Here is a 9,961-nt window from a genome sequence, read left to right on the forward strand (position 1 = left end):
CGTTTTCCTAGACGAATACCACTTTTTAAACTTTCCACATGAGTTATCTCCGATGTGGAGAATCATGAATATCCTCTTTCAGATCTCCAATCCGCTTTTTCACATTACCTTTTGCTTTATCCACTTTTCCTTCTGCTTGCTTGGAAAAGTCCTCTGTGGCTTTACCCCACTGATCTTTTGCTTCACCTTTTGCTTTATCAACCGTTCCGTCCACTTTATCTTTAAATCCATTATCCATCGTGTCTACTCCCTTCTTGTTCTTTTTCTTCCCTCCATGGTTCTTTCTAAAACATGTTATACTTTAATGAAGCACAACTTAGTCTGTACCTTAACACGTTAAAAAGCGGTACCCGTCTAAAGATTGGACACCGCCGCGATTTCAATATTACCTTACATCATCAAGGGATTTGGCAACCGTATGTGCAATTGGTTTCCATTCCACCTTTTGAAATAAAGCAACAACAGCAATTGGAATATACGTAAACATGAATAATGGAAAAGTGAAGGTATAGAAAATCTTTTTCCAGCTAGTACTATGAATCCTCTTCCATTCCGTCAATACAGTAGCCAAACCGAGCAAATACAGTATCCCATAATACCAGCAGAGGAATCTCAATATAGTAGCAATGGTTACCGGAATGACTTCTCGATCATCTATTATTCCTGTTACACCAGCTATGAGAAATGCCATATTTACAAGAATACTGAAAAAGGAAACAAGCATTGCGGGGAGAATCATCATCGTCATATCATAGCAAGAAAATCGATGATGATTCCCTTTTGTAAAGATATTTTTAATCATTGTTTTACCGTATTTAGCAAATACTTGGTAAAATCCTTTCGCCCAGCGCATTCTCTGATTCCAAGATTGACGGAAAGTGACGGGCTGTTCATCATAAAACATCGCATTTCTGCAGTAACCGATTTTTTCACCCTTGGCAATTTGAGCAACAGAAAACTCAATGTCCTCTGTAAGCAGATGGTGACCCCAACCACCATTTGCCTTTATAATGTCTGCATGAACGAGGAAGCCTGTCCCAGAAATGGCACAGCTTGTATTCAAATTCATTCTTGCCAGGTTCAGATGTTCCGCTTCATGGAGGAACCAAAGTGAATAACCTGAAGAGATCCAGTTCTGTCCAAAGTTCTTAGAATTCCGATAACTTGTGATGATTCGATATCCATCGTGGAAGGTACGATTCATCTCCAATACATAATCCTCTTCAAGCAGATTATCTGCATCAAATACAAAATAACCTTCATACTTCTCCTCAAAAAATTCTTGCTCTATAATATGAAACATAAAATCAAGCGCATAACCCTTTCCCACCAACTCCTTGTTGAATCGCTCCCTGACAATTGCCCCCGCCTTTTGTGCGACCTCGGCAGTCCGGTCTGTACAGTTATCCGCCACTACGAATATATCAATCATTTCTTTGGGATACTTCTGTTTTTTGATACTTTGAATCAATTGACCAATAACAAGCTCTTCATTTCTCGCAGCAATGATTACGGCATACTTATGAAAAGGAACGGTATGATTGAAAGACGATTTCCTTTTCTTTACTTTAAATGAATAAAGCAGATAAATGATTTGATACAAATACATGAATCCAAAGAGAAGAAATAAAAGAAAATTAAATCCATATATAAACTCTTCAATCGGTATACCCAAAATGATACCACCACCGTTTTATATTTTTCTCTTGCTCTACTTAACAACTAATTATAGAACATGATTAAAAATGGCATATTAATCCAACATTAAAATCCCGTTAATTTAACTAGTTCTATTGCCATGAGTCGTAAATCACTACCTATACTATAAATAAAAAAGCATGCTTTGAAGGTACCTTCAAAGCATGCACTCTTCGTTTTGTATTTACCAGTTTTCCTCGTCTCTCATATTCTTCTGGTCTTCTTCGTCCTTTTCATCTTTAACATAACTCACTCCATATGCTGCATTATAAATACTCGAATATGGAGGTGAGTCCATCCGATGATTTTTTTCATCTTCTCCGCCAATCTTTTTGTTCAACTCAAGATTCGCTTCTTCTGTTGTTTTACGTTCGCGTCCGGGTTTATTTTTCATTAGACATTCCTCCTGTTAGTGGTATTCCCTCTAATAAAAGATTTATTACCCACTCCAAAAATATCTTAATACATTCTTTAATTGTTCATCTTATGTGAATACTGGTACACTTAATTTCAGCTGAGTAAAGTAAAGAACAAAGGAGGGGCGAAAAAATGATAAAAGGGATAGGTGGCATATTTTGGAGAACTAAAAATCTTGATGAGGTTAAAAGATGGTACAGCAAGGTATTGAAAATTGACGTAGAAAACTGGAATGGAACAGTAATGAAGCTTGAACCAGGGAATGAGACGATTTTTTCCTTTTTTACTGAGCATGACAGTTATTTCCCGACAGATCAGCAAGTGATGTTAAATTTCCAAGTTCATGACCTGGACGAAACGATTCACCATCTTGAACAAATAGGCGTACCTCTGAAGAAAGAAAAAGAGGATACGGATTTCGGAAAATTTATTTGGATTAAAGATCCAGATGGTCGACTAATCGAACTTTGGGAGAAATAAAAAGATTAGGCAGAGCTCCATCCTCTGCCTAATCCCACTTTCTAAACGATAACTCAATTATAAATTCATTTTCTTGAACATCAGCAACTGCTGTTCCTCCCTGTTTAGTGACAAGCTGCTGTACGATGTGAAGACCTAATCCAAGCTGATTACCAGTCCGACTGGAATCAAGCCTGACGGTACGGTCAAAGATCCGCTGCAGGGATGTAACATTTATTTCCTCCACGTCATTCACTGCCCTCAAACGGATAACTTCCTCTTCCTCTACAAAACTGATTTTGAAATAACTTTTCGCATACGTTATTGCATTTTGGATGATATTTGCTACAATCCGGTCCACCGCTTTCTTGTCAGCTAAAATTGGCGAAACAGTACGCTCGTCCATCTCTACCTTAATTTGTTTCTTTTCAAAGTCGCCATAAAAGAGCAACATCGTATCTACAACGATGTGGTCCAAAGATTGCTTTTCCATTATGAGTTGTTTATCTGAAGAGTCCAATTGGGAAAGCTCGTAAAATAAATCAACCTTCATCGTAAGATTATCGATTTTCTTTTCAATAATCGTTAAAAATTCTTTCCTTTGAGTTTCTGATAAAGATGGTTCAGACAATAATTCCGTAAATCCCTTGATCGACGTTAATGGTGTCCGAAAATCATGTGAAATATTCGTTATTTCCTGTTTCAGATTCTTTTCCCTATTTAACGTATGCTGCTGATCTTGCTTGAATAAATGAATGAGCTGATTGATTTTAGCTGTAAACTTCGTCACGTTTTTGTGATGCGTACTCGTGCGAACTAATTCATTTGTACCAAAATTTTCAATGATATCATCCAATTGTTTGGTCATGTTTTTAATATCCCAATGAAATAGCAGAAGTCGCGCAAACGTAACAATCAGCAGTAAAAGCAATATCGTGATAATCAACCAGCTGCCCACATTCATTCATCCCTTCTCAGTCAATCAATACTTTGATTTTTGAACTTTTTTGCTCCTATCAGGATGGCAATCACAGAGATTACTATGCCTATAATCCAATATAGATACTCAAATTGAACTGTACCATCCATAAAGTGCATTAAGTTATCATTTAATAATGTATTTGGTGTATATTTATATATCTCGTTTAAGCCTGTAACTGGACGAAACAGATTCCGAAGTAGATTACTGGAAAATCCATAAATAAATAACAGTACAAAAATGATGTATATATCTCCAACCTTCATCATTTTTAACGCATGAGTCAGAAAGAATCCACTTAGAATAAGCGGAGCCATATTCACACTCGCAATTAGAAAATGTCTGACAGACTGTTGATCACTAGGGAACATATTCTCACCTAGTACAATCATAAAAAGTATCCCAACAGCACATACTGCTAGAAAACAACTTAAAGTAATGATGAGCTTGGACCAGAAAATTATTTTACGGGATATGCCGAAAGAAACAGATTGCTTAATTAAAGACATATCTTTACCAGTAAGAGTTGAATTAAAGATTATCCCTACGAGTACGATCAGTAAACCACTGCCAATTACATTAGAGTAGAAAAATTCGCCAGTATTATAAGGGAAATTCGGATCGGATTGTCCAAAATAATAAAGGACAGCGGCAGCAGCAGCAATCAATAAAAAACAGATCACACTTGTGATATACAAGCCTTTTAGACGAAAGAGACGATAATACTCACTTTTCATATAATTTATCATTGTTGTTCCCCCTCCACTAATCCTAAGAAATATTCTTCCAGCTTCAATGTTTCGGTACGGAACTCTCGTACGAAGACGCCACTGTCCACTAAAAGACGATTTATTTCTCCAGCTTTTTCTGCATAATTTTGGATCGTTATTACTTGATCAGGGAGAACTTGATACTGGAGATCTACATATGCCTGTTCTAAAACTCTTGCAGCTTTAGCAGGATCATCCACTTTCAACAATATTTGTTTCCTGCTCTTATCCACTAATGCTTCTTTGCTCAAATCATCGACGACTACCCCATTTTTGATGAACACAAAACGGGTGGCGAGTAATTCTAATTCCGTTAAAATATGGCTGGAAATCAATATCGTTATATGTTTTTCCTGGTTAAGCTTCGTCAAAAGCTTACGGATTTCCATAATTCCTTCTGCATCCAAACCATTAATCGGTTCATCGAGCACTAAGCAATCCGGACTGCTTAAAAGACATAGGGCAATACCTAATCGCTGCTTCATCCCCATGGAGTATTCTTTAAATTTTTTCTTCTTCTCTTTCGCCAAATCTACAATTTCGAGCACTTCATGAATGCGCTGTTTATCCACTACGCCACGTTGAATCCGGAAATATTCCAAGTTTTGTTGTGCAGTGAAATCAGGAAAAAAGGCAGGAGTTTCAATCATAAAGCCCATTCTCTTTCTCGCACGAGCTTTTTTCTTACCTGTTTTGCCAAACAACTGCATATCTCCACTTGTCGGTTTGATTTGTCCGGAAAGCATTTTAAAAATCGTCGACTTACCTGCCCCATTTTTTCCAATGAGTGCACAAATCTCTCCTTTTTTTAACGTAAAATCTAGTGGCTTGATAACTTCTGCATCTTTAAATCTTTTCGTTAATCGGTATGTCTGAACAATCGTATCCATCACATTGACTCCTTCACCGTATTTCTTTACTTAAGTTTAGCGCAGAAGTCTTTAAAATCCTTTAAGCAAAACATAAAGAAATCATAAAGAATGTTTGCGAATTAAACCAGCATAAAGCCGACGCCCCAAATTGTTTTGATATATTCTTCTTCCGTAACTTCCGCCATTTTCTTGCGGAGATTGGAGACGTGGACACTGATCGTATTATCGTCTCCATAGTAAGTCCCGCTCCAAACATTTTCATAAATCTCTTTCTTGGAGAAAGCATGCTCCGGTTTATCCATAAATAAGTTTAAAATATCGAACTCAGCGTTCGTCAACTGCAGTTCTTTTCCTTTCAATGTCACGGAACGTTTATCTTTATCGATGGTAAGCCCACGCCATTCCATTTGAGCTGTTTCCAGCGGATCATTTTTTGCTTTTCGTAGCTGAACTTCCACACGAGCAAGCACTTCTTCCTGATGAAATGGCTTTGTTATGTAATCATCCGCTCCGATTTTCAATACTTGCACTTTATCCTCCACAGCTACCTTTGCTGAGATGACGATGATCGGAATCGAGCTTTTTTCTCTGATTTCTTTGATTAATTCTTCACCGCTTTTTCCCGGCAGCATTAAATCAAGTAAAATTAAATCAAACGAATTATTTTGTAGGTGTAATAAACCTTCCGTACCAGAATATGCTGCAACAGGGCTTAGATTGGACTTGGATAGTATCACTTGCAGCAGCATACTGATTTCTGGATCATCTTCAATAATTAAAATCTGTTTTCCTTCATTCATTCTCATCACCCGTTCATCGATATCTTACTATTTATTATAACGTATCTTGTTTATTAACAAGCCATAGTGCCTATGGGTATATAGATGTTTTCTTTTATATGAAAATCGGTTATACTAATAGCAGATAAACATATAATATAAAAAACCGTTTGGTGCGGGAACACCAAACGGTAAGTGCATACAGCCCTTCAAGGGGCGACTCACAATAGAGTGTTAAAAATAACCACCGCTAATTGCTTGTCAGGCTAAGGGTGGTTATTTTTTATCGTTAATTGACAGTATCGCAACAATGAGACTCCCAAAGGAAATCATCACAACCATTGCTTCATAAACCGTCATAGGCAACACCCCCTTTCTAAAAGGGAGTGAGCCACCACCCTGATAGCCTTATGCACTTGTCATCATTATATCACTAATTGTCTTTTATTAAGCAAAAATTTCCAATTTTTATAAATGAAACTTCCTGGCAATTTTTTGTTTGATTCGTTCCGGCATCCCATATTTTACATAAAGCATAATCAACAGGACCGGCAACAATTGCAGGACTGTAACAATCAGCCAATTTAACGGATCTGTCTTGTTTTGGTAATTTTGGATGAAGAAATTGATCCACATGATGAGAATGACTGCGGCTATAAAAAAGAAGCCTATCACATTAAAGCCTCTGACCGATAACGCCCGGACTACACTCCAGTAAAGGATGGCCACGACCGTTGTTCCGGTTACAATCGGAAATGCCAGTGGGATGAACCAATCCAGGCTGCCGTTAAACAGATCTAATCCGAATAGCAGGATGAGCATATCCAAACCAATCCCAATCAGCACTTTATAATAATTTTTCACATAACCAAAAGTAAAGAATATGAATCCCCAGCCTGCAAGAACACTTAAATTACTGTATCTGGACCATGTGAACATTTCATTTAATTCATAATCGATATAAGCCATGAGACTGACAGCTACGAATACTAACAGTGTAATAAATATAAAAATACGGTTCAGTACCCGTCTCATATAGCTTGGATAAGGGTTGGTCGTTTTAGGAAACTTTCTTACTCTGACAACCTCTTCACCATCTTCATTGACTTTCGGAATAGGGAAACTGCAAAGTGGACATGGCCGGTTATCCCTCTCCACTCTAATTCCGCATTTCGGACAATAGGCCATCTTCATTCTCCTCATCGTTTGTTTCAATTGTAACTTGTATTCCTAGCTCACGGATGCTACGGAAAAATTCTCGCTCAAGCATACGGTCTTTTGATAAGTTCCCAAATGAAATGTACATATGTTCTTTATAGCTCGTCAGTATGGCCTTCACTTTGTTGCCAATACTCGGCGGTGGATAGCACTCCACTCTTTCAATGTATTTCTCCATTTCACTAGGCACACGTACAATCCCTAAGTTGGATAAGCCACTCGTATATTGTCCTTCACCAAAAAAGGAATATATCGATGGAGCGACCATATCCTTGATCGGTGATGGCATTAATCGCAACATTAATGATTTCTCACTAATGACACTCTGTTTGATGTACTGTTTTAATTTTTTTGGCGTCAATAATCGGCTAAATTCGATTTTCACTTCCTGGATTATTTCTTCAAATTCATATTTACCAAGCCTTGCATCAATCGAAGGTGTAATACTTACAAAGAAGTTTCGCATCGTGTCACTTGGAAAGTACGACCGCATATTTACAGGTACATTGATAACGACCGGCCGCTTACGTCTTGATGTTCTTTCTTGAATCGTCAACAAACTTTGGATATAAATCGCAGTGAGGAATATTGTAATCGATACATCATATTCCTTTGCTTTTTTCTTTAAAGCCTCTACAGGTATGATTCCGGTAACGATATGATAATACCCTTTTTTATCTAATTCCAAGGGCAGTTTAAAAGAGTTTCCCAACTTGGTCTTCGGTGCCGGTATACTTTTATCATAATATCTCCGGAAACCATTCTCCGTTTCCGCCTCCAACTGCTCATCACTTATCTCCTCTTGCTCAATCGGAATGCCTTCCTTCAAATGCAAGTATTGCTTGACGAGCTCACCTAAAAACTTCAGCCCCCCAGTCCCATCTGTCATACTATGGGATAGCTCCAGGGCGATTCTGTTATTATAATAATATACCCGATATGGAAAAGAGCCACGCTTTTTAATCGATAAACTCATGCATGGGTAATACCTCTCTTTTTCCACTTGAGGCATTTGATCTGTTCCTTCAAAGTAATACCAAAAAAATCCTTGCTTTAATTGCACTTTAAAAAATGGAAAACGTTGTAACGTCAATTCCAAAGCCTCTTGCAATAAATCTGGATAGATTGGGCTTGTCAATGTTGCAGACAAGCGGAATAAAGTAGTTGCACGGGAGGATATGATAGAGGAATACAATTTCCCAGCATTATCTAATTGGTACCATGATTTGTCCCCTCTCATCTGATCAACCCTTCCTTGTGATGAAGATTACGAGGTTATTTTACCATACCAATAGTGGTAAAGATAGATTGACAACATGGTCTTCAAGAAGGAATGACATGTATCATCGGCCCTATACTTACTATCGCTTCATCTTCTATAAATAAAAGCCGCAGAGAGCTGCGGCTTTATCCTAAAAATCAACTAGAAGTAAAATGTTCTATTTTATGAACTGTACTGAATGAGAAATCTTATCATCAATAATTTGTACGAACTTATTGATATTCTCAGGTGCAATGATGGTGTAATCATTGGCATTGTAATATAAATAGTAACGCTCCTTTGCAAGTGCCACTGATGCAAGTTGTGTATTGGTTTTTTCGATCTTTTTAATAGCATGAAGAGCGATTTTACGTTTAAAAGGGCCTAGATTAATGATTAAGGTATCATCTGTCAATATATAATACGTACTGTACCAAAACCATAGGATGATCAAACCACTTATCCCAAATAAAAGACCGACGATTAAACTGGCAGCCAATCCAGCTTTGTTATAAATTGGTACAAAGAGGCCGACTGAAATTCCTAAGAAAAGTAAAGCCGATCCCCAAACGAGGACTCGGTATGTTGTGTCCTTTTTTGCGTTAAACTTCATAGGTTTCATCACCTCATCCGTTAGACTAATTTGTTTTGAAATATTATTAGACTCATCTTATTCTCTTTTACCGACTATTGGCACCCAAAGCTCAAATATACAATCAGGGTCATCATTATGTGTAAAATCCTTACCGTAAAACTCAAAGTAATGAGGAAATTGATAGTGAAACCCTTTTATCGTCGGAGCCCATTCACTAAACAAATAATCATTTGCTATCCTAATTTCATCAATGACACCTTGATAGGTAAGTACTGCATATTCATAACTCGGTATTTCTGCCGTCTTCATTCCACTCGGCAGTTCAGATGGAAATTCACTAACCTCGATACATGCCATATACTTGTGGGAATCCCCAACCTTCCAATCTTCTGGAAAACGCATCAATCCATATGATTGATGTGGCACGGCATGGTTGATCTCTGATCTTCTTTCATTAAAGGCATCCCAGGTTTTTGCAATTGTATTTTCTGAAGGTTGCTCTTTATTGGATTGCCAGTCAATCTCAATCCCAACTACTTTAAAGGCATCTTTTTTGATGATACTTTTATTTACAATCCCCATTTTCATCCCCCTATTGATAAAATCCGAAACATTTCATTCCTATTGCCCGATATGCTGCTTTATTCACTACTTCAGATAGTTGATTGTATATGTTCCAACTCCCTTCTTTCCATTCTCATGTCGCTTTTCCTTGATATATAACTTCTACCTATACTTAATCTTTTCCTCTTTCCAGATGTTCCTAACAGATAAAGAATTTCACACAAAAAGAGGCTGGGACATAACTAGCCGAAAACAGTAATTAAAAAGGATCCAAGCAATCAAAACTTTGCTAGGATCCTTTTTTGAGTCAAATTTATCATTATCGGTCTTTAGATTGGGGTTGTTGGCG

General features: G+C 37.5%; 13 protein-coding genes. 1 reads left to right on the top strand and 12 read right to left on the bottom strand.

Going from position 1 to position 9,961, the window contains the following annotated elements; all coding sequences use genetic code 11:
* Window positions 1-43: 43 nt before the first annotated feature.
* The 3 genes from M3210_RS13955 to M3210_RS13965 all read right to left on the bottom strand — a co-directional run bounded on the left by M3210_RS13955 (window position 44) and on the right by M3210_RS13965 (window position 2,092).
* On the bottom strand, window positions 44-238 hold the full coding sequence (locus M3210_RS13955) for a CsbD family protein (protein ID WP_251515592.1): 195 nt from the start codon (window positions 236-238) through the stop codon (window positions 44-46).
* Between the two features lie 147 nt (window positions 239-385).
* On the bottom strand, window positions 386-1,675 hold the full coding sequence (locus tag M3210_RS13960) for a glycosyltransferase family 2 protein (RefSeq protein WP_251515594.1): 1,290 nt from the start codon (window positions 1,673-1,675) through the stop codon (window positions 386-388).
* Between the two features lie 207 nt (window positions 1,676-1,882).
* The gene (locus M3210_RS13965) at window positions 1,883-2,092 is read right to left on the bottom strand and encodes a hypothetical protein (RefSeq protein WP_251515596.1); all 210 of its coding nucleotides are present in this window, start codon (window positions 2,090-2,092) and stop codon (window positions 1,883-1,885) included.
* Window positions 2,093-2,247: 155 nt separating this feature from the next.
* Between M3210_RS13965 and M3210_RS13970 the strand changes: the two genes are divergently transcribed.
* Entirely contained in the window at window positions 2,248-2,595 is a 348-nt protein-coding gene (locus tag M3210_RS13970; protein WP_251515598.1) for a VOC family protein, read from the top strand.
* Window positions 2,596-2,623: 28 nt separating this feature from the next.
* On the opposite strand, the gene M3210_RS13975 is transcribed toward M3210_RS13970, so the two are convergent.
* The 9 genes from M3210_RS13975 to M3210_RS14010 form a co-directional block, all read right to left on the bottom strand.
* Entirely contained in the window at window positions 2,624-3,532 is a 909-nt protein-coding gene (locus M3210_RS13975; protein ID WP_251515600.1) for a sensor histidine kinase, read from the bottom strand.
* 20 nt (window positions 3,533-3,552) lie between these two features.
* Window positions 3,553-4,302, bottom strand: a complete 750-nt coding sequence (locus M3210_RS13980; protein ID WP_251515602.1) for an ABC transporter permease — start codon at window positions 4,300-4,302, stop codon at window positions 3,553-3,555.
* Window positions 4,299-5,213 (bottom strand): ATP-binding cassette domain-containing protein, encoded by a 915-nt coding sequence (locus tag M3210_RS13985; RefSeq protein WP_251515604.1) that lies wholly within the window; start codon window positions 5,211-5,213, stop codon window positions 4,299-4,301. The genes M3210_RS13980 and M3210_RS13985 overlap by 4 nt, the downstream gene beginning before the upstream one ends.
* A gap of 101 nt (window positions 5,214-5,314) precedes the next feature.
* A complete protein-coding gene (locus M3210_RS13990) occupies window positions 5,315-5,995 on the bottom strand; it encodes a response regulator transcription factor (RefSeq protein WP_251515606.1) in 681 nt (226 codons plus the stop codon).
* A 255-nt stretch (window positions 5,996-6,250) separates the two neighbouring features.
* The gene (locus M3210_RS20745; RefSeq protein ID WP_379597166.1) at window positions 6,251-6,334 is read right to left on the bottom strand and encodes a putative holin-like toxin; all 84 of its coding nucleotides are present in this window, start codon (window positions 6,332-6,334) and stop codon (window positions 6,251-6,253) included.
* Window positions 6,335-6,442: 108 nt separating this feature from the next.
* Window positions 6,443-7,162: a DUF6320 domain-containing protein gene (locus M3210_RS13995; RefSeq protein WP_251515608.1), complete on the bottom strand. Its 720-nt coding sequence runs from the start codon at window positions 7,160-7,162 to the stop codon at window positions 6,443-6,445.
* Window positions 7,134-8,432 carry an alcohol acetyltransferase gene (locus M3210_RS14000; RefSeq protein ID WP_251515610.1) on the bottom strand — a complete coding sequence of 433 codons (1,299 nt, stop codon included), beginning with the start codon at window positions 8,430-8,432 and terminating at the stop codon, window positions 7,134-7,136. The genes M3210_RS13995 and M3210_RS14000 overlap by 29 nt, the downstream gene beginning before the upstream one ends.
* A 199-nt stretch (window positions 8,433-8,631) precedes the next feature.
* Window positions 8,632-9,066: a PH domain-containing protein gene (locus M3210_RS14005; RefSeq protein WP_251515612.1), complete on the bottom strand. Its 435-nt coding sequence runs from the start codon at window positions 9,064-9,066 to the stop codon at window positions 8,632-8,634.
* 57 nt (window positions 9,067-9,123) lie between these two features.
* On the bottom strand, window positions 9,124-9,630 hold the full coding sequence (locus tag M3210_RS14010; protein ID WP_251515614.1) for a GyrI-like domain-containing protein: 507 nt from the start codon (window positions 9,628-9,630) through the stop codon (window positions 9,124-9,126).
* Window positions 9,631-9,961 lie beyond the last annotated feature (331 nt).

This window comes from Oceanobacillus luteolus, assembly GCF_023715655.1.
GTDB lineage: Bacteria > Bacillota > Bacilli > Bacillales > Amphibacillaceae > Oceanobacillus > Oceanobacillus luteolus.

Bases quoted from the DNA above. Each gene is read 5' to 3' on its own strand.
- M3210_RS13990 (WP_251515606.1), bottom strand. From the start codon at position 5,995: ATGAATGAAGGAAAACAGATTTTAATTATTGAAGATGATCCAGAAATC.
- M3210_RS14005 (WP_251515612.1), bottom strand. From the start codon at position 9,066: ATGAAGTTTAACGCAAAAAAGGACACAACATACCGAGTCCTCGTTTGG.
- M3210_RS13985 (WP_251515604.1), bottom strand. From the start codon at position 5,213: ATGGATACGATTGTTCAGACATACCGATTAACGAAAAGATTTAAAGAT.
- M3210_RS13980 (WP_251515602.1), bottom strand. From the start codon at position 4,302: ATGATAAATTATATGAAAAGTGAGTATTATCGTCTCTTTCGTCTAAAA.
- M3210_RS13965 (WP_251515596.1), bottom strand. From the start codon at position 2,092: ATGAAAAATAAACCCGGACGCGAACGTAAAACAACAGAAGAAGCGAAT.
- M3210_RS13995 (WP_251515608.1), bottom strand. From the start codon at position 7,162: ATGGCCTATTGTCCGAAATGCGGAATTAGAGTGGAGAGGGATAACCGG.
- M3210_RS13955 (WP_251515592.1), bottom strand. From the start codon at position 238: ATGGATAATGGATTTAAAGATAAAGTGGACGGAACGGTTGATAAAGCA.
- M3210_RS20745 (WP_379597166.1), bottom strand. From the start codon at position 6,334: ATGACGGTTTATGAAGCAATGGTTGTGATGATTTCCTTTGGGAGTCTC.
- M3210_RS14000 (WP_251515610.1), bottom strand. From the start codon at position 8,432: ATGAGAGGGGACAAATCATGGTACCAATTAGATAATGCTGGGAAATTG.
- M3210_RS13970 (WP_251515598.1), top strand. From the start codon at position 2,248: ATGATAAAAGGGATAGGTGGCATATTTTGGAGAACTAAAAATCTTGAT.
- M3210_RS14010 (WP_251515614.1), bottom strand. From the start codon at position 9,630: ATGGGGATTGTAAATAAAAGTATCATCAAAAAAGATGCCTTTAAAGTA.